The organism is Arthrobacter sp. 2MCAF15, assembly GCF_052115605.1.
GTDB lineage: Bacteria > Actinomycetota > Actinomycetes > Actinomycetales > Micrococcaceae > Arthrobacter.
In genome coordinates, this window is the sequence record NZ_JBFRGZ010000031.1 from 12,917 (window position 1) to 36,472 (window position 23,556).

The 23,556-nt window shown below is 59.7% G+C and carries 25 protein-coding genes and 3 pseudogenes; 6 read left to right on the forward strand and 22 right to left on the reverse strand.

Annotation, left to right across the window (positions count from 1 at the left end; genetic code table 11):
* Positions 1-54 precede the first annotated feature (54 nt).
* Positions 55-216 carry a hypothetical protein gene (locus tag AB4089_RS21920; protein ID WP_441411385.1) on the forward strand — a complete coding sequence of 54 codons (162 nt, stop codon included), beginning with the start codon at positions 55-57 and terminating at the stop codon, positions 214-216.
* A 1,072-nt stretch (positions 217-1,288) separates the two neighbouring features.
* Positions 1,289-1,693 carry a hypothetical protein gene (locus tag AB4089_RS21925; RefSeq protein ID WP_441411386.1) on the forward strand — a complete coding sequence of 135 codons (405 nt, stop codon included), beginning with the start codon at positions 1,289-1,291 and terminating at the stop codon, positions 1,691-1,693.
* Between the two features lie 124 nt (positions 1,694-1,817).
* Here the strand turns inward: AB4089_RS21925 and AB4089_RS21930 are convergent, their stop codons facing one another.
* Positions 1,818-1,961 (reverse strand): hypothetical protein, encoded by a 144-nt coding sequence (locus tag AB4089_RS21930; protein ID WP_441411387.1) that lies wholly within the window; start codon positions 1,959-1,961, stop codon positions 1,818-1,820.
* 117 nt (positions 1,962-2,078) lie between these two features.
* Between AB4089_RS21930 and AB4089_RS21935 the strand changes: the two genes are divergently transcribed.
* Both AB4089_RS21935 and AB4089_RS21940 read left to right on the forward strand, forming a co-directional pair.
* Positions 2,079-2,354 carry a type II toxin-antitoxin system Phd/YefM family antitoxin gene (locus tag AB4089_RS21935; protein ID WP_441411388.1) on the forward strand — a complete coding sequence of 92 codons (276 nt, stop codon included), beginning with the start codon at positions 2,079-2,081 and terminating at the stop codon, positions 2,352-2,354.
* Positions 2,351-2,644 (forward strand): type II toxin-antitoxin system RelE family toxin, encoded by a 294-nt coding sequence (locus tag AB4089_RS21940; protein ID WP_441411389.1) that lies wholly within the window; start codon positions 2,351-2,353, stop codon positions 2,642-2,644. The genes AB4089_RS21935 and AB4089_RS21940 overlap by 4 nt, the downstream gene beginning before the upstream one ends.
* Before the next feature lie 564 nt (positions 2,645-3,208).
* On the opposite strand, the gene AB4089_RS21945 is transcribed toward AB4089_RS21940, so the two are convergent.
* The 12 genes from AB4089_RS21945 to AB4089_RS22000 form a co-directional block, all read right to left on the reverse strand.
* Positions 3,209-3,871, reverse strand: coding sequence for an NAD(P)H-dependent oxidoreductase (locus tag AB4089_RS21945; RefSeq protein ID WP_441411390.1), 663 nt, complete (start codon positions 3,869-3,871; stop codon positions 3,209-3,211).
* Positions 3,798-4,502: a hypothetical protein gene (locus AB4089_RS21950; RefSeq protein ID WP_441411391.1), complete on the reverse strand. Its 705-nt coding sequence runs from the start codon at positions 4,500-4,502 to the stop codon at positions 3,798-3,800. The genes AB4089_RS21945 and AB4089_RS21950 overlap by 74 nt, the downstream gene beginning before the upstream one ends.
* A gap of 121 nt (positions 4,503-4,623) precedes the next feature.
* Positions 4,624-5,904: an MFS transporter gene (locus tag AB4089_RS21955; RefSeq protein ID WP_441411392.1), complete on the reverse strand. Its 1,281-nt coding sequence runs from the start codon at positions 5,902-5,904 to the stop codon at positions 4,624-4,626.
* A gap of 19 nt (positions 5,905-5,923) precedes the next feature.
* Complete coding sequence (locus AB4089_RS21960; protein WP_441411393.1) at positions 5,924-7,063, reverse strand: NAD(P)/FAD-dependent oxidoreductase; 1,140 nt, start codon at positions 7,061-7,063, stop codon at positions 5,924-5,926.
* Positions 7,064-7,148: 85 nt separating this feature from the next.
* On the reverse strand, positions 7,149-7,739 hold the full coding sequence (locus AB4089_RS21965; RefSeq protein ID WP_441411394.1) for a hypothetical protein: 591 nt from the start codon (positions 7,737-7,739) through the stop codon (positions 7,149-7,151).
* 169 nt (positions 7,740-7,908) lie between these two features.
* A complete protein-coding gene (locus AB4089_RS21970; RefSeq protein WP_441411395.1) occupies positions 7,909-9,282 on the reverse strand; it encodes an acetyl-CoA carboxylase biotin carboxylase subunit in 1,374 nt (457 codons plus the stop codon).
* Positions 9,279-9,491: an acetyl-CoA carboxylase biotin carboxyl carrier protein subunit gene (locus AB4089_RS21975; protein ID WP_441411396.1), complete on the reverse strand. Its 213-nt coding sequence runs from the start codon at positions 9,489-9,491 to the stop codon at positions 9,279-9,281. Before AB4089_RS21975 ends, AB4089_RS21970 begins: the two co-directional genes overlap by 4 nt.
* A gap of 158 nt (positions 9,492-9,649) precedes the next feature.
* Complete coding sequence (locus AB4089_RS21980; protein WP_441411397.1) at positions 9,650-10,867, reverse strand: acetyl-CoA C-acetyltransferase; 1,218 nt, start codon at positions 10,865-10,867, stop codon at positions 9,650-9,652.
* Positions 10,864-11,295 carry an acyl-CoA thioesterase gene (locus tag AB4089_RS21985; RefSeq protein WP_441411398.1) on the reverse strand — a complete coding sequence of 144 codons (432 nt, stop codon included), beginning with the start codon at positions 11,293-11,295 and terminating at the stop codon, positions 10,864-10,866. Before AB4089_RS21985 ends, AB4089_RS21980 begins: the two co-directional genes overlap by 4 nt.
* Before the next feature lie 69 nt (positions 11,296-11,364).
* A complete protein-coding gene (locus tag AB4089_RS21990) occupies positions 11,365-11,811 on the reverse strand; it encodes a MaoC family dehydratase (RefSeq protein WP_441411399.1) in 447 nt (148 codons plus the stop codon).
* A 107-nt stretch (positions 11,812-11,918) separates the two neighbouring features.
* Positions 11,919-13,484 (reverse strand): acyl-CoA carboxylase subunit beta, encoded by a 1,566-nt coding sequence (locus tag AB4089_RS21995; RefSeq protein ID WP_441411400.1) that lies wholly within the window; start codon positions 13,482-13,484, stop codon positions 11,919-11,921.
* Positions 13,481-15,028 (reverse strand): class I adenylate-forming enzyme family protein, encoded by a 1,548-nt coding sequence (locus AB4089_RS22000; protein WP_441411401.1) that lies wholly within the window; start codon positions 15,026-15,028, stop codon positions 13,481-13,483. Before AB4089_RS22000 ends, AB4089_RS21995 begins: the two co-directional genes overlap by 4 nt.
* Before the next feature lie 317 nt (positions 15,029-15,345).
* Here AB4089_RS22000 and AB4089_RS22005 point away from each other — a divergent pair, with 317 nt between their 5' ends.
* Together AB4089_RS22005 and fabG are read left to right on the forward strand one after the other, a co-directional pair.
* Positions 15,346-16,020 carry a TetR/AcrR family transcriptional regulator gene (locus AB4089_RS22005; RefSeq protein ID WP_441411402.1) on the forward strand — a complete coding sequence of 225 codons (675 nt, stop codon included), beginning with the start codon at positions 15,346-15,348 and terminating at the stop codon, positions 16,018-16,020.
* 30 nt (positions 16,021-16,050) lie between these two features.
* Positions 16,051-16,815: a 3-oxoacyl-ACP reductase FabG gene (gene fabG / locus AB4089_RS22010; RefSeq protein ID WP_441411403.1), complete on the forward strand. Its 765-nt coding sequence runs from the start codon at positions 16,051-16,053 to the stop codon at positions 16,813-16,815.
* A 312-nt stretch (positions 16,816-17,127) separates the two neighbouring features.
* On the opposite strand, the gene AB4089_RS22015 is transcribed toward fabG, so the two are convergent.
* From AB4089_RS22015 to AB4089_RS22055, 9 genes and pseudogenes are all read right to left on the reverse strand, one after another.
* Positions 17,128-17,367: an HAD family hydrolase gene (locus AB4089_RS22015; RefSeq protein WP_441411404.1), complete on the reverse strand. Its 240-nt coding sequence runs from the start codon at positions 17,365-17,367 to the stop codon at positions 17,128-17,130.
* Positions 17,318-18,778 (reverse strand): annotated as a pseudogene (istA, locus tag AB4089_RS22020) (IS21 family transposase); the annotation flags it as partial. The pseudogene istA and the gene AB4089_RS22015, both read right to left, overlap by 50 nt.
* A 471-nt stretch (positions 18,779-19,249) precedes the next feature.
* Complete coding sequence (locus AB4089_RS22025) at positions 19,250-19,444, reverse strand: hypothetical protein (protein ID WP_441411405.1); 195 nt, start codon at positions 19,442-19,444, stop codon at positions 19,250-19,252.
* Positions 19,410-19,724, reverse strand: coding sequence for a hypothetical protein (locus tag AB4089_RS22030; RefSeq protein WP_441411406.1), 315 nt, complete (start codon positions 19,722-19,724; stop codon positions 19,410-19,412). The genes AB4089_RS22025 and AB4089_RS22030 overlap by 35 nt, the downstream gene beginning before the upstream one ends.
* Before the next feature lie 320 nt (positions 19,725-20,044).
* Positions 20,045-20,236, reverse strand: a pseudogene (locus AB4089_RS22035) (transposase); the annotation flags it as partial.
* 229 nt (positions 20,237-20,465) lie between these two features.
* Complete coding sequence (locus tag AB4089_RS22040) at positions 20,466-20,807, reverse strand: hypothetical protein (RefSeq protein WP_441411407.1); 342 nt, start codon at positions 20,805-20,807, stop codon at positions 20,466-20,468.
* A gap of 113 nt (positions 20,808-20,920) precedes the next feature.
* Positions 20,921-21,431 (reverse strand): annotated as a pseudogene (locus tag AB4089_RS22045) (IS30 family transposase); the annotation flags it as partial.
* A 627-nt stretch (positions 21,432-22,058) separates the two neighbouring features.
* Entirely contained in the window at positions 22,059-22,979 is a 921-nt protein-coding gene (locus AB4089_RS22050) for a transposase (protein WP_441411408.1), read from the reverse strand.
* Positions 22,980-22,990: 11 nt separating this feature from the next.
* Positions 22,991-23,278: a hypothetical protein gene (locus AB4089_RS22055; RefSeq protein ID WP_441411409.1), complete on the reverse strand. Its 288-nt coding sequence runs from the start codon at positions 23,276-23,278 to the stop codon at positions 22,991-22,993.
* Positions 23,279-23,556: the final 278 nt, after the last annotated feature.

Consider the following 23,556-nt stretch of genomic DNA (forward strand, 5'->3'; position numbering starts at 1 on the left):
CAGGGCCGGCCGACCGCGTCCAGGACGCGGACGAAACCACTAGATATAGGAATCATGACTATGCAGGAAGCGCCCGATCGTCTCATCCTGGCCGTTCACACTCGAAGGGAACTCGATGACGCCTTGGATAGGACCGTGACTTTCTTGATGCCCGCAGCCATCACCGAACGGGTCGGCATTTTGGTAACGCGGCTGGCCCTTATGAAGTTTGTCTAAAGAGCGACGTTCCAACGGGAACGACGATGGAACGCTGGGGCCTGTCCTGGATTGAACAAAATTGGCCCTTTCGCAGCTAAGCATGGTTGGTCTGTTGGCCCGGTAGGGGCGGACGGGCGGACTGTGATGTTGAAACCAAAGACCGGGCCACGGGGGACATGGAGAACGTGGCCGTGGAAGCCGCCGTTGCGTGTTTGGCTGTGCTGACCGGGAGGTGCGCCCGGGCTTGAGGAGCCGCAGATTGTCCGCGCCGCAGGGCCATCGGTTGGCGGACGGTGGTGCCTGCGGCGCGGCACGCTTGCAGAGGGAGGAATCCACCCGGAACTCCCCTTTCGGCGTACGGGGAGCACTTCCAGAAGGACCAAGACCTAACCTAAAGGACAGATCGATGAGCACCAACTCCTCCCGCCCGCCCCTCCCCGCCACCCACCGTGGCACTGGAAAAGAAGCTTTCGCGTACCTATCGCCCGATAAGTCCCAGGCCATGATCCAGGCAGGGATGCTCCAACTTTCCGTCAAAATCAGCCGCCAGGCTGCGCCCTGGAGGCGTCATCGGGTGACCCGGCTCAAAGCTCCGAGGACATGGCCGCCCTCGCATGGATACAGCAATCCCTGGAAGACGTTGAAGCCACCCTCATTGGATTGTCGGAAGTGAACCGCCGCCGTTCTGCAGCGTTCCAGGGTCCGGCCCCCTCTTCCGCCGGAAGCCTGGTTCCCTGAGTTCCGCCGGGCCAACCGGCCGCCGCGATTTGGGTTCCTGTTGACCATGCCGGCGGCTACCGCTCCTCCCCTCCACGCCAGGGCACCTGGCGTGTCCACAGTACTGATTACCGCCCTGAGAGTAAGGACTCATCACCATGCACCCAGCACCCGAATGTCTCGTCGTAGCCGTAAACACCCGAAAGGAACTGGACGCCGCCCTGGATGAAGCGGTGGATCTTCTGAGGCCGGCGGCGATGACTGACAAAGTCGGCATCTCGGTGACGCGGCTGGCCCCGGGCCGCTATGAAGCGCGTCTGAACAGCGACGTTCCTCCGGGCGTCACACTCGAAAGGTGGGGGGGTGAGCTGCGATGAGCCAGCGTCAGAGAGGCGTCTCCGGTGCACCGGACGACAGCGTGTTCAACATGATCTGCCCCGCTGCCCGCCAGACTAGCTGCTCGCTGCGCACGGCGGCTCTCGACGCAGCACCGAGGAGAAACGGGTCGAAAGCGTCGCTGACAGAATGCGAAACCGAAATCTTCCTCTCCCTGGCCCGCGGCCACCGCATCGTCGTGAGAGATCACGAAACCGGAGCCTTGTGGGGCGGGCGGGTTGACATGACGTTTCCCGATCACGGATTCGTCTGGGTCATCACGGACGTCGGTGAGCGGAAGTTGCTCGACATCGCGGTGCACACAGTCTGGCGCCCAGACGAGTCCGGAGCCTGCGCAGCGTTTCCCGAGAATCGGGTCACCTTGAGAATGACAGAGCTCTGATCACTGACATTAGCCCCGGCGACTAGTCATCCTCCAAAGCGTCCCGCCAGCCGGTCCCCACCGCCACACGTGCGAGTAGATCCTCCCTGGGTAAAAATCCATCAGGCGAACCTCTGGCGCCGGGTTAGGGCCGTCTGACGCCGGGGCAGGAGCGCGGCAGTTCCACACCCTGGGACCAGGACTGCAGGATCGCCATGACGATCAGGCCCTTGGAGCTGTAGTGGCCGAACTGGTCCGGCAGGGACCGTAGCCCCGAGTGGAGAGCCAAATGTTGCGCCGGCAGTGTTCAGCTGCCATCGCCCCCGAGTCCCCACCTTACGAAATCACAATTATCGGCTAAAAGTTCGGCTAGTCGATGGCCTGATCTCAGGCTATAATTTCAAGCATGAGGACAGTACCGCTCAGCGAGGCCAAGGACAAACTCTCAGCCCTCGTGGAGGAAGCAGACACTACCCACGAGATCATTCAGATCACGCGGCACGGGCATCCCTCAGCGGTGCTGATGTCCGTCGACGACCTTGAGTCCCTGCAGGAAACGATCCACTGGCTGTCCCAGCCGGGCATCCGCAAAGACCTGGACCAGGCTCGCCGTGACATCGCCGAAGGCAACACAACCAGCGGCGCTGACCTGCGCCGCGAATTCGGACTTCCGCCGCGGTGACCGGCACGGAATCTGATGACACGGCTGCGTGGAAGGTCGAGGTCACGAGCCCGGCCCTGAAGTGTTTCCGCCGGCTTCCCGAGAAGGCGGCAGCAGCGATCGTTGAATTCGTCACCGGCCCGCTGGCTGACAATCCCCGTCGGCTGAGCAAACCCCTCACGAACGAACTGCTCGGCCTGCGCACGGCACGGCGCGGCGACTATCGCGTGCTGTTCACCCTCGACGTTGAAGACCACGTCCTGTATGTCCACCGCATCGAACACCGATCCGACGTATACAAGCCGCGCTAGCCGAACTCTTCAAGGAAAGACGTGTCGCTTGGGAGGCTCTCCCCCCAGCTCAAGCTGACGAAAGGTCCATTATCGGCGCTTTGGAATCAGCCGACATCGGTTGATCCCAGATTCTCCGGGTGGTAACTGCTCATGGTTCTTCCGTTCAGTGGGAATGACACCGGAATGCTGCGACAAGGACGATGGACCAGCAGCAACGCGGGGTATCGAAGGACAACGCGAGTCGATAGGAAACTCCGCTAGCCTCCCTCCGGGGCATGTAGCCAGGCCGTGCAACGCCGTCCCGCGGGCTCCAGGCCGCGTGCCCCAATTGGCGACGCTCCGGTCAAATGGCGGTTGAACGAAGCTTCGGTCCATTATGCCTAGCTGAACCTTAGGGTTGGCTGGGAAGGTGGCAGTAGGACGAGGGCTTTCAGGCGAAGCTCGGGCACTTTAGCGACTATTACGTCAAGCTAGCGCCGAGCCGAGTCCGCATTTGCAGTGAATCGTGTTGACTTTGTGAGCGAATACCCCGGATCCACCGTTATTCAGACACTCCCATCCGGACCGCCACGGGCAGGCACGTCATCGGGCGTGGTTTAGGCTATCGGCTGGAATGGATGGGTGGTCTCCTCTGGAGAGGTCTCTTGCGATGGATTGAGCGAGCTTATCGGCCTCTTGCAAGGTCTTCTGGGGATGGCGCGCGGCGTTCCACATCCATGTCCAAGTGGTCCTCCTTGTGTGCGTATATCCGAAGATACCTTGTTCGATCTGTGTTTCCATTGCCGTCCGGTACCCGTGCTCGTCGAAGTATTCGGACTCGGTGCCAGCGAGGGGAACTAGATACACGGTGAGGCGTGTCATCTCCGAAGTTGTCCGGCCACTCCGTCGGATGCCCCATGCCCAACCGCCGGTGAGTACGCGGTCCATCCAACCCTTAAGCTGCGCTGGGAGGCTCCACCAATGCACCGGAAATACGACGACCAGCACATCGCTGGCCTCCAGGATTTGCTGCTGAGCCAAGACGTCCGTAGGGAGCCAGCGCGGCCCCCCGTCGAGAAAAGCGCGGTACTGGGCAAGGTCAGGTTCGGAGAAGGTTGTGCAGAAGTTAGATGTTGCGAGGTTCTCTGCCGTGACTGTGATCCCTGACGATTCAAGTCCTTCTGAAATTCGGTTAAGCACGGATACCGTCAAGGACGCAGGGTCGGGGTGGGCTGTCAAAAAGTGTACTCGGGGGCGTGGCGGCATGATCGTGAGGCTCCTCGCTGAGGCTGGTGGGGGAAAACGAAGTGTTCCCGTCATGGATGATTAGTGCGTGCGCATCCCCGACATCGAAATCCCGCAGGGTATGGAATTCGGTGCCGGCATAGAGGCACTCGGAGAGTGCATAAAGGTTTAGGCTCGCGGAGAGCGGCCCGGGGGCGAACGTCTTGTCGTCCCGGCGGAGTCCGAAAAACTCGATGGACGCTTCAAAGGAGGCCTGCCAAGATCGGCGGGAGCGCGTGAAGGCCTTGGGTGTGGACGTGGTACCGGCGGTAAAGCCGATGAGGAAGTTCGAGTCGGGGTCGCCGTCTTCCAGCGCAGTGCCGCCCCCGGGGGACGGGGAGGGGAGCCTCCGCATGATCTCTTCCGTGGCCTGGGGCGTCCATGCGGGATCGAGTACAGCGATCTGTCCTCCGCCGGCGATTCCGGCGCAGTAAAGCGCTGCAAAATCGGCGGTGTTGGGTTCGGACAGGATGTACATGTCAGGAGTCGAGGGGACGAGTTCCTCGGCTGCTCCCCGAAGCTCGGACCAGCTGAAGCCACGGCCGCCGACGGCGATGGCTGTATCGGCCGGGCGGAGGTCCGCCCACCTCTGGATTCTGTTCAGGAATGGCAACGGTTCACGTCCTGTTGGCTCGCTTGGCTACTCACCCGACAAATGATGGTCCGCCGGCACACATCGGCGGGTCGAGCGCTCCGAACCCTCGTAGCAAGGGCGCCCATATCAGCACCACGAATCACGTTCCTCCTTGGGAACCTACAGATCTCTTACCTTTTGGCGCGGAGGACCGCAAGCGCTCCGATCTTTGGACCCTGAATGATAAGAGGGACGAGACGGCAATACAGCCGGCAAGTAACGCCCACGCGCCTTTGTCTGAGGAGACGGCCGCCATCCATCCAGTACCTAGGCTTCCGGCAAGAAAGCCTCCGGTCCACACCACGTTCAGGTAGGCCCACGACATACTGGGCTCCAGTCCCGCTGCTTGGTTCTCCTGTGTCATCGCAGCGAAACCTCCGGTCATGGACCATTGAATGGCACATCCAGCAAGGATGACCAACGCCATTACCAAAGACGGCCCTTGGATGATCACGAAGGCTGTCGCCGCGAGGAAAGCCATTGTCAATCCCGAGAACACTACAACGTGCCGTTTTGAACCGGTGACCGCCCGCCCAGCAAGAAACGCAACTACCGCCATAATCAGGCCCGAGCCGGAATAGAGCAAAGCAATGGACTCACCGCTTGTTCCATCTCGTGCCAACATCAGCGGCGGAAGGACAAACCGCCCACCAGCGAAGGCGGATACAGCGAATATTGCAGCAGCTAGAGATTTGTTGAATCGGGTAGTTCGGACTCGCGCGGTACCGCTTGGCGATCTGGGAGCCGGCCCGGGAGGGGCGGCAAGCAAGAGCAGTCCAGCATTCAAGACGAGGCAAAGACCAGCAAGCAATCCAAACGCTACTGGTCTGCCCGTGATTAGGGCCACTCCCCCGAGCAGCGGACCGATGAACGCTCCCACGAAGCTGGCCGCGAGCATGTTGCCGAAACCCTGTCCCAGGCGAGCAATGGGAACCGATGCGGTCATCCACGCCATCGCACCCGCCCAAGCTACCGCGGATCCGAGCCCCTGAAGGACACGGGACGCGACGATATTAGCAAATGTCTCGGAGAGGCCGACAGAGATACCCGCAGCCCCCATTACCACCACTCCCCCGACCGCAGCCCACCTAGAACCGACTCGGGGGACGATGAGCCCTGCCGGAAAAATCCCGATCAATATTCCGAATAAGTATGCAGCTGTCAATTGTCCAGTCGCTGCGCTGTCAAGCCCGAACTCCGTCTGCATACTCGGCAACAAAGGAGTAAGGATGCTGAAATACAGTGCGTCTACAAATACTATGATCAAGATGCGGACTGATGATCCACGCGAGGTCCGCTCACCTCGCTTGAAAATCATTGACATACCCGATGTGTGCAGTAAATCTCTGTTGGATGATGGGCTGTTAGCGCACAGCGGCATCCGGACACTGGGCTGGCCCTTAGGCCGGCAACCATGACTGGGGAGTGACAAAGCGCAAAGATTTCCCGTGGACAATCTGTTCGGCAAGCACCTCACCGAGAACAGGGCCCATGTTTACGCCCACGCCGCCACCGCCAGCAGCCACGTAAACATTCGGCGCGGCGGGGTACTCGCCAATCATAAAGTTCTGTGATCGTGCATGAGGGTAAATCCCGGCCCAGCCGCCGCGGTAGCCTAGATCGATTCCGGGGAGCAGTTCAGCCAGTCTGTGCATTATCAACTCAACATGGTCTTCCGATACTGACTGGCGAACAGAATCCGGGTCTGCGGCCAGTTCCCCAAGGATGGAGTTCGAGTGCATGCCTGCGATCAGTTGGTCCTTGCCTTCGTGCCGGAAGTACACACCTGGCTCCTCGGCGCCCACAACATAGTCCATGGTCATCGGCAAAACGGGTCCTTGATAGTCCCTTGGAAGCTGGAAGACATAGGCCTCGTGTCGTTCGTTGATCATACTGATCGGTGCGTTCAGCAGTTCACCGACCTCACCCGCCCAAGAGCCGGCTGCGTTGACCACGGCGTCCGCCTCGATGCGAGATCCATCGGCGAGGAGCACCTCGAATTCACGGACTCCCCCTCGCTCAACACGGACTACCTCCGCGTTGGCGCGTACCTGGCCTCCGGCGGCCCGAATTTGCCCGGTCATCGCGGTGCAAAGTTCTGTTCCATCAAGGTATCCGTCCTGACCGTTGTAGATAGCACCTACAATCCCTGTCGCGTCGATCGGAAGGATCTCCTCGAGGTGCTCGGGAGCGACCATCCTCGTTCCCTTGACACCCAACTGCTCTTGAACTCGGCAAGACTCTTCGAGAACAGCAAGGCCTTGGGCATCCCGAGCGAGGCGCAGCATCCCGATTCGGCGCAGCTTCAGCCCCTGCTCGGCTTCCAGATCTTCCAGTAACTGTACTGTCCGGACCCGGAGGCCAATTTCGAACTCATCGTTATAGAGACGGGTAAAAACGCCTACTGAAACTCCGGACGATCCAGCTGCCGGATGTTTCTTGTCCAGCACGACAACTTCGACCCCTGGCTGTCGAACCAAAGCACAACCGGTCCCAAGGCCAAGTGACCCTGCACCAATGACAACAACAACTTTGTTCATAGTGACTCCCTAAAATCTGGACCTTCAGAATAATTATCTGAATTTGACGAGTGAGCTCCGCATTGCGGCATAGGGCCGCTAGGTTTCATCGCAGGAATTGTGCAGCGGCGATCTTGAATTGATCGTTCGGCCCGTTTTCAATCACGAGATGGGAAATGCCTGGATTCACGTCGACCTCGACCTTGAGCTGTCCTCTACGCCACAGGAATGCGGCTGCGGTAGCAGACTCGTCCTGTGTCTGAGCACTCAAGACTGTGCCGAACAACCGTTTGGATAGGTCAAGGTCCGTGGTTCGCAGAACCGTCGATACTAAACGGGCTCGACGTCGTGGAGGATGCACATACGGTTCCCACCAACCACGTTGGGTGCCCAAATGATGGAATGGAAATTCGACCGGCGTGCGGTCCGAAGAAATCAGCGCAGATAAGTCCGGTGCTGGTCGGTCGGTATCAGCAATCTGTATTACGACGCCATGCACCCGGTCCGGCATGATGAATGCCTCGCGCCAACCACTGTTGCTTAGGTCGATCTTTACGACACTTAATCCAAGGCCGCGAACCTTGTCGATCGTTTTCTCAACGTCAGGAACGATGAAAGTCAAATGGTGAGGACTTTCTCCCCGCAATTCGATAAACCGACCTAGAAAGCCCGGCTCGTCAATACTTTTTGTATCCATGAGCTCGAGACCGGACGCGGAGTCCGTGGGGCCCACCCTGCACAAAACGTACCGGAAGTCCGGGAGGGCTTCACCCATGATGGGTACTGCACCCAGCTCCCGAGTAATCCACGAGAGCCAGTGCGCTGCATCCTTGGTCGCTATCGAGGTGTGATCGAATTCCACCAAGCTATGCACGGTCCACGAGCCCTTTCAGCCAACTTGCGTTGCTGACAAGGTCACGGCACGTATGAGCGTCGCCCCACTCTTCTGAGGTCATAATGGCGCGGTGGAAGGGAAGTAGCGTCTTGACTCCTTCGACTTCGAAGCTGTCAAGTGCTTGAAGCATGCGTTCAGTGGCTTCGGCTCTGTCCTCGCCCCAGACAATCAGTTTGGCAAAGAGGGGGTCATAGAAAGGCAGAATCTGCGATCCCTCATCGACCCCAGAATCCACCCGTATGTGATTACCTTTCGGCTCAACATACCGTGTGATGAGCCCAGGGCTGGGCCTAAAGTTCTTGCCTGGGTCCTCTGCATTAAGTCGGCACTCAATCGCGTGGCCGGTGAGCGTTAAGTCATCTTGATTGATAGAGAGTTTCAGACCTGCGGCCACGCGGATCTGCTCTTCGACAATGTCGATTCCTGTCACCATTTCGGTTACGCCATGCTCCACCTGGATCCGGGTGTTCATTTCGAGGAAGTAAAAAGTCCCATCAGCCAGCAGCCCCTCTACAGTGCCGGCGGAGGTGTATCCGACTGCCCGGGCGGCAGCAATAGCAATCTGCCCGATCTCTTGCCGCATTTTGCTGGAGACGTGAGGTGCTGGTGCTTCCTCGATCAGTTTCTGATGGCGACGTTGAATTGAGCAGTCTCGTTCAAAGAGGTGCACTACGTTTCCGTGGCCATCGGCCAGAATCTGAATCTCGATGTGACGAGGGTCCTCCAGGTAGCGCTCGAGGTAAACTGTTCCATCCCCGAAGAAGCGCTCCCCCTCCCCTCGGGCGCCCTCCAGAGCCGCAGCAAGTTCTGATTCCGCGGTTGCCACGCGAAACCCTTTGCCCCCGCCTGCGCCCGACGCCTTGACTGCGACGGGATAGCCGATTTCCACGGCCAGCTTGGAAGCAGAATCAAACTCGGTCACAGCCTCAAGACCTCCTGGAACGACGGGCACTCCTGCACGCTCCATCAGCTGTCTGGAAGCAATCTTGGCGCCCATGGCCTCCATAGCCTCGGGTGCGGGGCCGATGAAAACCAAACCGGCGCTTTTACATGCCCGGGCGAAGCCAGCATTCTCGGATAGGAGGCCATAGCCAGGGTGGATGGCTTCGGCGTTAGTCTCAGCAGCCGCAGCGATGATCCTCGCGCCGAGAAGGTAGCTCTCGGATACCGGTCCACTTCCGATGCAGACTGCGTGATCTGCAAGTTTGACGTGCAAGGCGCCGGCCTCTGGCTCTGAGTACACGGCAACCGATTCGATACCCAAGCGGCGCAGCGTTCGGATGATACGGACGGCGATTTCGCCACGGTTGGCAACGAGGACGCGTTGGAAGTATTGCGTAGTCATTCGACGGACACCAGCGCATCACCCTCGTTGACGGCGTCACCCACACCCACGAAGAGGTCTGTGACAACCCCCTCGACCGAAGATTCGATGGGAAATTCCATCTTCATCGCTTCGAGAATCATTACGGTTTCGCCGACAGCTATAGAGTCTCCTTTCTGGACCAGAACTTTCCAGACAATGGCTTGCGAATCAGCGGTGATACTGGTCATTGTGTCTCTCCTCATTATGTTGGCGGCGAAAGTATCCTCGCCATTTTGTATGTGGGCTAGGTTGAAACTCGTTTGAGCCATATTTCCTCGGCTGCATTCCGACCTTGATCACTCAGTTCTCGGATACAGACAACACGCCCCCGCCTAGCAGTCCCCTTTTAGGAAATGCGGCGAACAATGAGTGCCATGCCTTGGCCGCCAGCAGTACACATCGTAATTAGGCCGGTTTCTTTATCATGGAAACGCAGAGAATTCAGCATTGTACTGAGAAGCCGTGTCCCAGTTGATCCGAACGGATGTCCAATGGCGATTGCGCCACCGTTTACGTTCAAACGATCGATGTGTATCCCGAGTTCGCGCTGTGTGGGCAGGACCATGGCCGCAAATGCTTCATTGACTTCAACGAGATCTATGTCGGCGATCTGCATCCCGGCGTTCGCGAGGGCCCTCCGGCTGGCCTCGATCGGACCTAGTCCCATGACCTCGGGCGAGAGGCTTGAGACCCCCGTCGCGACTATCTCAGCCAACGCTGGCACGCCGAGTTCAGAGGCGCGGGCTTCACTCAAGATCAGAGCCGACGACGCACCGTCATTGAGCGGGCAACTCGTACCCGCCGTGACACTGCCGCCCTCCCGAAATGCAGGTTTCAGATCGGAAAGACCAACTGCCGTGACACTCGGTCGCATGCTCTCATCGTTGTCGAAAACTGTTCCATCGCGCAGCACATAGGGGTCGATGTCGGTCTGCCAGAATCCGGAGTCGACAGCTGCCATTGCCCTACGTTGTGACAGTAAGGCAAAATCATCCATGTCCGATCGGGATACTCTGTGAATTTGGGCAACGTTCTCGGCGGTTTGTCCCATCTCGATGTAAATGTCGGGTAATGCCTCATCTACTCGTGGATCTGCCCATGGAGCCCCCGACTGCTTTCGGGCCTCCGAGCGTTCGCGTGCTTCATCGAATACTGGATTCATAGTGTTCGGAATCGAGTCTGCCTCACCATAAGCGTAGGAGCTGGTCGACTCCACGCCGCCGACTATGAATGCGTCTCCCTCGTCCGATCGGACGGCATGCATTGCCATCCGAACTGCCTGCAAGCTTGATGCGCAATAGCGGTTTACAGTCACGCCTGGAACGTTGTCCCAGCCGGCTTGGACCGCGACCACCCGGGCGATGTTGAACCCCTGCATCCCACCTGGTGAGCCGCATCCTAGGATCAGGTCGTCAACCTTGTCTGGGTTCAACTCCGGGACCTTCGCGACCAGCTGGTTCACACATTGCGTTGCCATGTCGTCGGGCCGCTCATCCCGAAGAGTTCCCCGGAATGCCTTCCCCATGGGGGTCCGCGACGTTGCTGCGACGATTGTTTTCCTCATGATTTGACCTCGAATTTTCTTGCGCGGGTTATTTCTTCATATGTGAGGGGCCTGGGGCTCCGTGTTGTCCCGTCCCACATGACTATCGTGGCGTCGCATGTCACCACCTTGACGCCTTCGGGGTCACGCATTACCTCGCGCAGTTGCAGACTTGTCCGACCAATCCGCGAGATTTGAGTAGTCACCTCCAGCCAAGTGACAGGACGAGCCACTTCGGAGTCATATGACACCTCCAGACGCGCAACTACGTGGTTCTCTCCAGCCGCAGGTGATACGAAAGACGTCACCCATGCCGCCCGTGCTTCATCTAGGAGTTCAATGAACGTCGCGTGGTAGACGTGTCCGAAGGCATCGAAGTCTCTCCACCGCAGCAAGATCCGACTCGATTTCTCATTAGTGTTCGCCACCGCCACTTCACAGCCCTCCACATGGCACGGAGGCAGTGTCTTCCTGGGATAAGCGGCTATACGCGCTCGTCAACGATCCACTTGCTTCGCTCATTGGCCGCCTCCACCGACTAGCAAGACGTCGACGCCATTTTGAACTTCATCGCCGTTCTGATTCACGACTGACACCGCCAAAGTCACAATGCCCCGCCCTTCTGCCGACCGGGAAGGCCGCAGCTGGTTAATGGTCATCACCTGTCGAATCGTGTCATCGGGGTAGACGGGTGCCTTCATGTCACGCTGCACACTCAGGAATGCCTGGATGTTCCAGTCATCAACTTCGGTGCCATGCAGTCCGGCGCCGATCGACGTGATCAAGAGGCCATGCGCTATCCGCTCGCGATACGCGGTGTTGTTGCGGACCCACTCCTCGTCCACATGCAAAGGGTTTAAGTCTCCAGTGAGCCCGGCAAAACGCATGATATCGTCTACGCTCACTGTCCGGGCAGTTGTTTGGTACACGGTACCGAGCACCAAGTCGCTAAATCCCACCTTCATCGGGCAGCCCCAATCCGTCGTTCGCCCTCAGGCGCGCAATGCTGCATGGCTCCAACACGTGCATATGAGCTGACCCTGGGTACACGCCATCCATCCATAGGTTCCATCTAAAGGACACTCCACTTTCGGCGAGCCTTCTCATGAGGTATCGAGGTCCGGTAGGCAACCCTGAGCAGACGCTTCAGATAGCGTCGCGTTTCGCGGGGGTCAATCATCTCCTCAAGGCCGAAGCGTTCAACTGTGCGCCAGGGTGACGACTGCGACCCATAGCGGGCGACAATGTCCGCGCGCGTGGCTGTGGGATCATCCGAGGACTCAATCTCGGTGCGGTGAGCCGCTTCAATTCCGCCGTGCAGCGGAAGATCTCCCCAGCTTCCACTTGGCCATGCCAAGCGCACACTGCGGGTATTCGAGCTGCCGGTCGCCTGAGCAGCCAGTCCGAACGAGCGCCTGACCTGAACGGTGTACACCGGTACTTCTACTTCTTGAATAGCTTGTACTGCTCGTGCTCCCGCACGCAGTACCCCCGATTTCTCGGCTTCGAGCCCGATATTGAAACCAGGCACATCCACCAAGTAGATGATGGGAATGTGGAATATATCGCACATCTCGACGAACCTCGTCTGCTTCTCAGCCGAATCGACCGTCATTGCACCGGCCATCACCCGTGCGTCTGTGGCGAGAACACCTACGACATACCCGTCAATTCTCGCGAATCCCGTACGAACAGACTTTCCGAAGTCAGGCACAGTCTCGAAGAAACTCCCTCGATCAACCAGCGCTGCGACGAGGGCATGGACGTTGTAGGCTCGGCGCCCATTGGGCGATACGATCTCAAGAAGCTGCTCAGGGTCCGGCGCTTTATTCTCTTCTGTGTCGGCTCTCTCGGGAAGTTCCCATACGTTCAGAGGGAGATACGACAGGAGGGTGCGAATCTGCATAAGCGCGTCAGCATCGTCGACGCTGACGTTCGAGATCAGCCCCGATGTCTTGGCATGCACTTCAGCACCACCGAGCTCCAGCTTGTCAATGCTCATACCAAGAGCCTGCTTCACTAGCGGTGGGCCCCCGGCGAACAGACATCCGCTGTCTTTGGTCATCACTGAGAAGTGTGAGATCACCGCACGCGCTGCCGAGCTACCCGCCGCCGGTCCAAGTACCGCCGTGATCACGGGTACTTTGCCCAAGAGGTCGAAGATCGGAAATGCTGATTTTCCGGCGACCAATTCGGGATATCCCTTGACTTCCTGGATGTTGACGCTGCCACCGACACCATGGAGGAGGAGCACCAGAGGAATCTTGTATCCGTGCGCGAGCTCCTCGATGAACCCACCCCACGAGCCCTTGTACTTCGCTAGATGGACCCCGACGCCCCCGCCCTCGACAGTGAAGTCCTCAGCACCGACAGCCACCGGACGCCCGTCGATTTCAGCAAGACCGCACACCATAGTGGACGGTAGGTCTGGACCACTTGCGCTGGGTGTTAGGACGAATGTTCCGAACTCGAGAAAAGTTCCTTCATCGATCAATTCGTCAATTCGCTCCCGAGCGGAGAGTCGTCCGGCGGCATGTTCTCGCTCTATCCGGGCCACCCCACCGCCATTCAATGCCGTAGCGCGGCGCGTGCCAAGTTCGTCCAGGAGGTCTTTCCACAGCGGATCACGGGTGCTCATTTGATTCCTTCCAGCAGTTCTGCGGCCTGCCTCGCGAGCAGTTTTTTCTCGACCTTTGCGGCGGGGTTGCGCGGAAGCTCCTCGAAGAACAACACGTGCTTGGGTTTCTTGTAGGAGGCCAGGCGCTGACGGACGAAATCAATGAGTTGCTCGGCAGTTAGCGATCCCTCCGCGGCGAGCACAATGCAAGCGCAGACCGACTCCCCGGACTCCTGGTCTGGAAGGCCGATGACGGATGCATCCACAATCATCGGGTGTTCCAGCAAGACGTTTTCCACTTCGGCAGGGTAGATGTTCTGCCCCTTCGAGATGATCATGTCCTTGGACCGACCCTCTATGTAAAGGTATCCATCAGCGTCCACTCGGGCCAGATCCCCCATCTTTAGCCACCCCTGCGAAAGCGCACCTTCATTGAGCTCCGGTGAATTCCAGTAACCGGTTGTCACGGATGGCCCTGTTGTCCAGACCTCACCGACCTCGTTTGTTGCCGACTGCCTACCATCTTGATCTCGTACCTGGAAGATCTGGCCGCCGAACGGCCGCCCTACTGAGCCAGGATGTTTCTCAATCTCATCGTCAAGCGCGATCGAAACTACACCTGATTCGGTCGAGCCGTAGGCGAACCCGAAGCTAAGGTGCGACCAACGGGCGCGGAACCTGGCCAACGTCGACGGCGGGCAGTTTTCCCCGCCCGTAAGAACGAACTTCATCGAAGTCAGGCCGGTCAACTCCGACCGATCGTGCTTGAGCATCGGTTCCATCATGGATGGGTAAACGACGGCATGGGTTACCTTCCATTCATCGATGACTGCCGCCATGCGAGCAGGGGTCCAGCCGCGACTCGGCATGATCGCCACCGTTCCACCAGCAAGAAATGTGGGCATGCTCTGCTCATTCATTGCTGCTGTGTTGTACATAGGTCCGGTAAGCAACGTTGTGCTCTGCCGGTCAAGTTGTGGATAGAAGGCGACCTGCTGGAACGCGAACCACATAATGCTCGAGTGAGCCATCTGCACACCCTTGGGTCGCCCTGTGGTGCCGGATGTGTAAAGCAGCATCTGAACCTCGGTGAACCCAACCTGGTCCAATGGAGTTTGGGTGCAGAGTCGTTCATAGTCGTCGCCGCTGACATGATCGGACAGAACAATCAACTCAGGTGCATCGGCGATGGCGGCGGCGCCTTCTCTGGCGATTTGGGACAACTCGCTTTGGGTGAAGACAAGTTTGGGCTGGCAATCATCCAAGATGAGTGCGATCTCGCGGGTCGACAGCCGAAACCCTATCGGCACCAAGGTCATGCCTGCGTACGCACAGGCAAAGTACAGCTCGAATGTCTCGCCACGGTTAAGAAAGTGGCATGCCACTCGGTCGCCGGGCTTCAACCCGCGTTGACGAAAGCTGCCAGCCAGCGCCAGCGCCCGACTCCGCAGTTCGGCGTAGGTCCGCGTCCCCGATTCCCATCGGAGGGCGATCTGTTCGGGATCGATGTGGGCCGGCATCGCTTCCAGACCCAAGAACCAAGCCACCGACGGTTTCAYAGCCATGCCACCTGATTGCATTTTTTATCTCATTCTCGCGTTAGTCAACCTGGTTGAGTACCACGCATTCGTCTCGGCCCAGCCACTCGAAGGCTGGTGCACCGCCATCGTGAGAAGGATCACGAATGCTTTGTTATATATTGGTCGATCGAAATAACTTAAGTCAATGGATGCCGGTACTTACGAGTCTGCGGGGCGAAACCCGGGGCGGATCCTCGCCTGAGTTCGGCTGTTTTATGCTGCGTGATACAATTAGACTTCATGATGAGTGGACCCAGTACTGGTCAGCGCGCCGATCGCCTGGGGATCATAAGGAGGTTTCGATGCCTAAAGTTGTCGACCATGACCAACGACGTCAGGAGATAGCGGATGTTGTTCTCGCGGTCATCGCGGAAAGCGGCATCAAGGCAGTCACGACCAAGATCGTCGCAGAAAGGTCCGGCTGGTCCACGGGCGTCATTAATCACTATTTTTTGTCACACCGCGACCTTCTCCTTGTTGCGCTCCGCCGTGCGGCGGAGATACAAGGGCGAAGGTACCGGGAGCTGCGAACAAAGACCGCTGATGCAGATCCGATTACGCGGCTTAACTGGCTCTTTCAGAGTTCGCTCCCGATTGATGCCGAACGTATCGCGATGATTCGAGTCTTTCTCGTCTTTTACGCGGAAGCCAGCTGGAATCCGACTGCGCAGGAAGAAATTGTCGACTACCTAAATAGTTGGCGACGGCTGGTTGAGCGAGTAGTCCGGGAAGCACAGGATTGCGGGCAGATCGATAAGAAGTTCGATGCACACGAGCTAGCCGTCGGCTTCGTTGGTCTTACCGACGGTCTAGCAATCCACGGGGCATTTGACGATCTCGTCCTTCGTCAGGCCACCCGATTGCACGATTGCGCACTGGAGTTAGTCGAGGGTCAATGGCGCCTCGTCCAGCCAGGTCTAAAAGGGCATCCTCAGCTGAGTGGTGCTATCGACGTCGATCTCGATGCTCGTCGCTGACGACCTCAACACGCAATAAGGAGAAGCTTAATGCCAACTGCCCAAACCCCGGTTGCAATCGTCACCGGAGCTGCCAGAGGAATCGGTGCTGCAACTGCGATGCGGCTAGCAGCCGATGGATACGCCGTCGCGGTGCTCGACCTTGACGAGTCTGATGCGAACGATATCGTGAACAACATCATTCACACAACTGGCCGCGCGGCGATTGCCGTCGGTGCCGATGTCTCCGACGAGTCGTCCGTTGAGAAAGCGATTACACAGATCGCGGATTCGCTCGGGTCCCCCACCGTGTTGGTGAATAACGCAGGCATCCTGCGCGATAACCTGTTGTTCAAGATGTCTGCGGACGATTGGGACTCGGTCATCCGCGTGCACCTTCGGGGCGCCTTCCTGATGTCTAAAGCCGCGCAGCGCTTCATGATCGGTCAGCCCTACGGGCGGATAATCAATGTATCCAGCACGTCCGCTCTCGGCAACCGAGGTCAGGCCAATTACTCGGCGGCTAAGGCAGGCATCCAGGGATTCACGAAAACACTGGCCATAGAACTTGGAAAGTTTGGGATCACAGTCAATGCCGTGGCCCCTGGCTTCGTGGAGACAGATATGACAGCTGCGACTGCGGAACGCGTCGGCATGACATTCGAGGCTTTCAAAGCAGCGTCTATTGCGGAGATCCCTGTGGGGCGGGTTGGACAGCCCGAGGACATTGCTGCTGCAGTCTCGTTCTTTGCCAGCAAAGATGCTGGCTACGTCTCCGGGCAGGTGCTCTACGTCGCTGGTGGCCCAGGTCAGTAAGCTGTGGATCGGCAGATCGCTCCCCTAAAATCTCGTTTGCTCGATCGACTTGGTCGGCTAACAGACGATCCCACCTTCAATCCATGGCGCTAATGGGGCGCCCAGTAAAAGCCGCGATTTACGCACGACCGGGTCGGCTACAGCGGGATAAGGCATTGTCACATTTTACCGAAGCATGCCGACCGGGTGTGAGTATGTCAACCTGATTCAGGACCACTGAGACAGCCTGATCCAGGACCGCCCGCCGTTCGGTTGCAGGAACCCTAAATAGCATCCTTCACCGGATGCGCGCCGAGGTGGCAGCATCCAAATTCAGTCGAACGCCATTGTCAGTTCCGCCAGGGATTCAATGCGCATGTCGGCCAGTTCGACCTCCGGGCGCTGTGCATGGAGATGTCCCCACGGGCCACGACGAACAAAGGCAGTCCGCATGCCGGCCTTGCGGGCAGGCCGGACATCGTTATCGAGGCGATCGCCGACGTACAGGATCTGCCGGGCATCAAGCTGCGCGGTGTCGACGATTCGGGAAAAGAACTCTGCGGAAGACGACATCGGCACTGACAGCACCCACCCCCAGCGCCGCAGTGATCCCGGCCTGGATGTCGTCGGCGTCCATCGAGCGGTGGAGCAGCAGGACGTCGATCAGTTCACGGGTCCCGTCAGCGTCGCCGTTGACCCTGCGGGAAGCAGCCCAGAACGCCTCATGGGCGCTGGTGAACGCACCCGACTCCCGGGCCCGGGCCAGCGCCGTGGACCCCGGCAGCGCTCCCGGTTTGGTCTTGAGGACCTCCAGATAGTGATCCAACTGGACCGACTGCCCACCTTTGTCAACGATCCGCCGATGCCTGGCCGCCACGGCCCGGCCATCGAACACCACGACCTCCGACGCCCGCAAGGACACCCGGACCTTCTGGCCGATGAACCGGACCGGGACCGAATACTTCACCATCCGCACCGTGATCAGCGAGGACCTACCTACCCGCGGCGTCAGCGTCAGGCCCGGATCAAAGACCTCTCCCGGCAACGGTGCCAGGAACGGCCGTTCGGCGGCGAAGTCCTGGCCGATGGTGCGGATCCTGTCCGTGATCCGCCGGTGGTCATCCTGGGCTTCCCAAGCCCGGATCCGGTCGTTGAGCTCGTCCAGGGACTCTGTGACGGGCATGGCCGAGAGTCTGTTCCGCTGGAACCTGCCAACCTCTCCCTCGACCCCGCCTTTTTCGTGGGCTCCATCTATCCCGGGCTGGCAGTAGAAGGCATCAAAGCCGTAGTGCGATCGGAACAACAACCACCGGTCGTTCTCCAAACGTTGACGGCCCTGCCGGAACACCACTGCCGTCACCGCGCTGGTGAGGTTGTCATAGCGGATGTGCTTTGTCGGGATGCCGCCCAAGACCTGGAACGCGTCAAGGTGTCCTTCCAGGAAAGCTTCCTGGGCCTGGGTCGGGTAAATCCGGTGGATGGCCTTGCCCGAGTGCGAAAGACGGAAAACGAACATATGACATTTCGTCCTCACACCGTCTAGGACGACCCAGACTTCACCGAAATCCACCTCCGCCTCCGCGCCCGGGGCATGTTCTTGGGGCACGAACACTTCCACCCGGCGACCGGATTCCACATCGATCTGGGCCCGGCRCACCCGCACGTAGTCACGCACGGTCGAATAAGAAAGCTCCTCCGCTCCGTGCTCTTCAATGAGCCGGGCCAGGATCCTCCTAGCGGTGTGGCGCTGCATCCGCGGCGCGGTCGTGTCCTCGTTCAGCATGGCATCGATCGCCGACTTGAACGGGTCCAACCGGGGCGAGGACCTCTCGGGCGTCTTCCGCGCCGGCGGAACAGGGTCGGTCAAAGCCTGTCGGACTGTGTCTCTGCCGATCTGGTACCGCTTTGCCAGCGCGCGGATCGACATGCCCTCCACACGGGCGTCTCGGCGGATCCTGGCAAACAGCTCCATGCGCACCCTCATCCGGGACCTACAAATGCTCGCTTTCATCAGATGAAAGCAACACTGAGGGTGGTCCTGACTCAAACCGTCACAAGCAACCGGCGAGTCGTGCGTGGTCCTGATTCAAGCCGTCACGCCGGTCCTGAATCAAACTGCCATAGTCACGGGTGTCGTCGCGAAGCCGCAGCTGCAGGCAGAGGAGCTTGCCTTTGGGTGTTGCCTCAAGGCTTAGGCCGCTGTGAGCGCGATCCGCCGATGATCATATTCGAGGGCGTGAATTTGCTCATCCGTTGTTGTCGTCACCGGCGGGGGTGACCCTAATGCTTTCGTCAAGCAGGTTTGGGCGGATTCTCTTCGTAGGTGCTGTGCCTTGGCATGGAGTAGATGATGTAGCAGCGCGCCGGGCTAGGCAGATCACGGCGGCGTTGTGGTTGCCTCATTGCAATACCTCCGGAACGGTGATTCGTTGCCTCCTTGAAACCTCCGGATAGGTCAGGCGTCCGAGACTCGGTTGACGGGTTTGGCGGGCATGGTTTCCAAGGCCAGGGCCAAGGGCCAGTGTTCCAGTTCGCCGAGCAAGGCCAGGATTTGGCGTGAGAGTGCTCCGGGGTCGATCCATTTGAAGGCGGCGTTCATTTCGATGACGAGGCCGTTAAACGCAGTGCGCGCGTCGTGCTTCGTGGTCACTTTCGCCCTCTTGGCGCTGCTTTTCGATGAAGATCCGGTCCGGTTTCCAAAACTCGTTGAGCTTGTCCAGCTCCGCGGCAGTGTCGTAGCGGAGGTAGCCGATCAGTTCCCCCGGACCCGCGCCCAAGTTCTTCTGCTCGACGTTGGCGCCATCGTTCTTGTTGCCTGGCCGGGTCCGGGTGAAGGTGATTCGGCGGGCATGGCAGCCGGCGAGCAAGGGCTCGTTGATGAACTCCCCGCCTTTGTCCTGATGGCTCCCGATGATGGGAAACTGGAACACGGCGGTTACTTGTTCGAGGGCCTTGAAGACCCATTTGGCCGCCTTGTTCCGCGCCGACTTGTTTACCGTCCATCCGGTGCAATTTCGGTAGCCGTCAGGGTTAAGCAAAATTCTCCGAAGCTGTGCCTCCCTCGTGGCCGACCTTGTCGATCTCCAGGAATCCTGGGACGGCGTCGTACCACTCGGCTCAAGGCCGGACGGGATTGGATTTCGGGAGCGTGTATCTGTCAGTGAGGCTTTGCCTGGGCCGTTTGTTGAGGCTGATTGCAATGCAACATCCGCGAGGTGCCGGGAGCGTATTTGAACAGGTCAGAGTAGTTGGGAAAATACTTGCCCAGCATCCCATTCGTGTTCTCATTCGACCCGCGTTGCCAAGGGCTGGCGGGAGCAGAAATAGGCCGGCACCCCGGTGGCTGTGGTAAATCCGGTGTGCGTGGAAATCTCACTTCCCGGTCCCAGGTCGGCGAGGTTAGCAACGCAGGCGGCAGCGGATTGAGCGCTGATTTGAGCCCACCAGGACGGGATGGATTCTAACGATCGTCGCAACACTCGGCCGTTAGGTATGAGTGATTAGGAGCCTAGCAAAGCGCTCCGCGGGAGTATCGTCGTTGAGGATTCTCCGAGGTCGATTGTTGAGGGGTAGTGGCGACAGCTTCCTGACGAAGGTGCTGCGAGTTTCCACCGTTGCGCTCAGTTGGGATCGGCCAGCGTTGGATAGCCGGCTGAAAGTGAAGTAGGCGCTCACCGACCGGCGAGTATTCGTACGACCTCGACGGGCGGCTTTGGCGTGGGGCGGTCCTCGGGGACGGCCACCCAAACGATGCCGTGCGGATCCTGACGACTCCTGGCGGTACCAATCGGCTCGGCAAGGTTGACCGCTACGTCGCGGGCGAAGCCCTCGACGGTGCCGTCCGCTGCTTCCGCGTGAAACTCGAGCCTGCACCCTAGGGTCATCATGGGGTCGACGGTTCGGCGGTACACCACGCATGCTGCGGCGGGTCCGTCCTGCCATGCGCCGAGGATCTGCACGTCCTCAGCCCAGTAGCGGTCGACTGCGTCAATGATGTGTTGAGTTAGGTTCATAGTTAGGCCCCCATGAGCTCCACCGCCATTTCTCCGGAACCGGCGTTATTCAAGTAAATACCGGATGAGCTTGAAGAAGAGTGGATTCTAACGATCCTCGCGACCCTCGGCGGTTAGGTATGGGTGGTTAGGAGCCTAGCAAAGCGCTCCGCGGGGGTGTCGTCGTTGAGGTTTTGTCTGGGCCGGTTGTTGAGGCTGGTTGCAACATCCGCGAGGTGCTGGGGAGTGTAAATGGACAGGTCGGAGTATTTGGGAAAGTACTGGCGCAGCAGCCCATTGGTGTTTTCATTCGTGCCGCGTTGCCACGGTGAGTGGGGATCACAGAAGTAGACCGGAATCCCGGTGGTTGCGGTGAATCCGGCGTGTTTGGCCATTTCACTTCCCTGGTCCCAGGTCAGCGAGGTTCGCAGCGCAGGCGGCAGCGGATTGAACGCCTTGATGAGTCCGTCGCGCAGGTCCTCGGCACGGTTGATTCCTGGCATGTGCACCAGGAGCAGGTAGCGGGTGCTCCTTTCGACCAACGTGGCGATTGCGGAACGGTTCTGGGTGCCCATGATCAGGTCGCCTTCCCATGCTCCGGAAACGGAACGGTCGCTACCTCCGGGGCCGGTCGCTGGTCATCAACACGTCGCCGGCGAATCTGGAGGATCTTCTGCAATTGATCTGTCGGGTTTGCGGTGGGTACCGGCTGGTGCGAAGGAATTTGACGAGTTCCCGGGAGAGCCCGCCGCGGCCGCGGGAATAGAGGACCTGGTAGATCGTTTCGTCCTCACGTCGTCCGTAGGAATTGCAGCCAACGTATGGTCTCCCGAGCGTGACCGCCATGCACTTTTGCGCCCTGTGCTCGCCCGGTGAGTGCACGGCCTAGCTGGCTATAGGTCGTGTCAAGTGCATGCTCCGGGCATGACAGTGCGCGCCGCATGTTTGGCCGGGCGTTCTGACGTGTCTGTGGGGTGGCGGTTTGGTTGGCTGGCCCGGCGTGATTCCAAGGGCGCCCACGCTGACTTATTCGACCTCGGCGGTTGCCGGGTCATCTGGCGTCGTTCGGGCTGCCCAAGGGCGAAGGGCCGGGCGCCAAGCTAGGTGCGGCGTAACGCGGGAAGCGTCCGCCATAGCTGTATCGGCGTCTGGTCCGGCCCTTCGTCGGTTCCAGCGTCTCACCGCCGGCCTGGGTTGTGAAGGGATCCTGCGGGCACCTCCGTGGGTTCCGTGAGGGGGATTCCGGCTGGCATCATGGTGTGCCGCGGCTTGTCACTTCCAGCTGCCGGGGTCGTAGGTGGCCTGGTCCCGGACCATGGCGTAGGCGATCCGTGATGCGCGGTGCGCCATCGCGCAGGCGATGACGCCACCGTGCTTGCCTCTGGTCCTGAGCGCCGCGGCGTAGGTCCGGCTGGGCGCGTCGTTGAACCAGAGCCCCATGCCGAGATCGATCAGGGCCCGGCGTAGGGCCACGTTGCCTTCCCTGCTGATGGATCCGTCGCGTCGTTTGCCTRCCGATTCGTACTGGGTGGGGGACAGACCCGATGCCCGGTAGATCTGTGACGGCCCGGGCCAGCGGTGCGGGTCGCCCAGGGCGCCGCCGTAGTTGCCGGCGCGGACCACACCCCAGCCCGGGGTCGTGGTGAGCGTCGCGAACGGGCTCAACGGAAGCAACCGGGCGAACTCTGCCTCGGATGCGTCGATCTGCGCGGTGAGCTCGGTCAGCAGGTCCAGATCGGCGGCCAGCACCTGCCGGGCCACGGCTGCGTCCGCCGTGGTCAGCGCGTCGCGGGCGGCACGGACGAGCCGGTCGGCCAGCGGCTGCCGAACGTGGAGGCCGCGGACGGCGGCGAACCGGATGAACCGGGCGGTGCCCAGTGCGGCGAGCCGCTTCGGGTCGGTGAATTCAGCAGCCATGAGCCTTCCCACTTTGGTGCCGAGCACGTCCGGCAGGACCAGCGTCAGCCCGGGGAAGGCCCGGTCCAGCTGGCCCAGCAGCTGGTTCTTCGTCGCGGTCCGCGCCTGGACCCTGCGGGTCCGGTGCGCCGCCCACGCGCCGAGTTCACCGATCACAGCCTCGCGCGCAGTCACAGGAAGGCCCCTGCCGCTGAGGACCAGCTCGGTGATCGCTTCCAGATCCAGGGCATCGGTCTTGATGCGCCGGCGTCCCTGGACCCTGCGCTGCTCGGCCACGTGCGCGGGATTCAGCTCCAGAACCTGCCAGTCCGCGGGCCACACGGACGGGTGAGCAGCGGCCGGTGGTAATGCCCGGCAGCTTCGATCCCGACTCTCACGGGAACATCCATCCCGGCCAGCCGGCTTTTGATCAGAGTGAGGATCCCGTCCAGGCCCCGTCCGGTCATCTCGAAGTCCACCGGACCCAACAGGCGGTGCCGGGCGGCATCGGTGACCGACAACGCGACCGTCCTCTTGCCAACGTCGACAGCAACAACAACGGGTGATTCACCGGTCACCACGCCCTGAACAGACATAACAAACACCTCCGAAGGTGTCGGGAGGATCCCGCGGATCAACCTCAGGTCCTCAAAGGAATCTGATACATCCCGTCCTGACATCTCCGGAGGTGTTTGTGAAGGACAGACTCAACTCATATCAGCTGTCAGTGATCGTCCGTTGTGATCGTGCCACTGTCCAAAGGGCAGCTGGAAGTCCTGATGGTCCCTCGTTGCGTCGCTAACCAACTGGACGGTTCCTGTGTGTTGTTGGACGGGGGAGAGGACTATTAGCGTTTGCTCACCGTGCCAAATAG

Bases quoted from the DNA above. Each gene is read 5' to 3' on its own strand.
- AB4089_RS22015 (WP_441411404.1), bottom strand. From the start codon at position 17,367: ATGTCGTCTTCCGCAGAGTTCTTTTCCCGAATCGTCGACACCGCGCAG.
- AB4089_RS21980 (WP_441411397.1), bottom strand. From the start codon at position 10,867: ATGAGGAAAACAATCGTCGCAGCAACGTCGCGGACCCCCATGGGGAAG.
- AB4089_RS22005 (WP_441411402.1), top strand. From the start codon at position 15,346: ATGCCTAAAGTTGTCGACCATGACCAACGACGTCAGGAGATAGCGGAT.
- AB4089_RS21965 (WP_441411394.1), bottom strand. From the start codon at position 7,739: ATGGATACAAAAAGTATTGACGAGCCGGGCTTTCTAGGTCGGTTTATC.
- AB4089_RS21990 (WP_441411399.1), bottom strand. From the start codon at position 11,811: ATGAAGGTGGGATTTAGCGACTTGGTGCTCGGTACCGTGTACCAAACA.
- AB4089_RS21970 (WP_441411395.1), bottom strand. From the start codon at position 9,282: ATGACTACGCAATACTTCCAACGCGTCCTCGTTGCCAACCGTGGCGAA.
- AB4089_RS21995 (WP_441411400.1), bottom strand. From the start codon at position 13,484: ATGAGCACCCGTGATCCGCTGTGGAAAGACCTCCTGGACGAACTTGGC.
- AB4089_RS22055 (WP_441411409.1), bottom strand. From the start codon at position 23,278: ATGTCTGTTCAGGGCGTGGTGACCGGTGAATCACCCGTTGTTGTTGCT.
- AB4089_RS21960 (WP_441411393.1), bottom strand. From the start codon at position 7,063: ATGAACAAAGTTGTTGTTGTCATTGGTGCAGGGTCACTTGGCCTTGGG.
- fabG (WP_441411403.1), top strand. From the start codon at position 16,051: ATGCCAACTGCCCAAACCCCGGTTGCAATCGTCACCGGAGCTGCCAGA.
- AB4089_RS22040 (WP_441411407.1), bottom strand. From the start codon at position 20,807: ATGAACCTAACTCAACACATCATTGACGCAGTCGACCGCTACTGGGCT.
- AB4089_RS21955 (WP_441411392.1), bottom strand. From the start codon at position 5,904: ATGCCGCTGTGCGCTAACAGCCCATCATCCAACAGAGATTTACTGCAC.
- AB4089_RS21920 (WP_441411385.1), top strand. From the start codon at position 55: ATGACTATGCAGGAAGCGCCCGATCGTCTCATCCTGGCCGTTCACACT.
- AB4089_RS21925 (WP_441411386.1), top strand. From the start codon at position 1,289: ATGAGCCAGCGTCAGAGAGGCGTCTCCGGTGCACCGGACGACAGCGTG.
- AB4089_RS21975 (WP_441411396.1), bottom strand. From the start codon at position 9,491: ATGACCAGTATCACCGCTGATTCGCAAGCCATTGTCTGGAAAGTTCTG.
- AB4089_RS21935 (WP_441411388.1), top strand. From the start codon at position 2,079: ATGAGGACAGTACCGCTCAGCGAGGCCAAGGACAAACTCTCAGCCCTC.
- AB4089_RS21945 (WP_441411390.1), bottom strand. From the start codon at position 3,871: ATGCCGCCACGCCCCCGAGTACACTTTTTGACAGCCCACCCCGACCCT.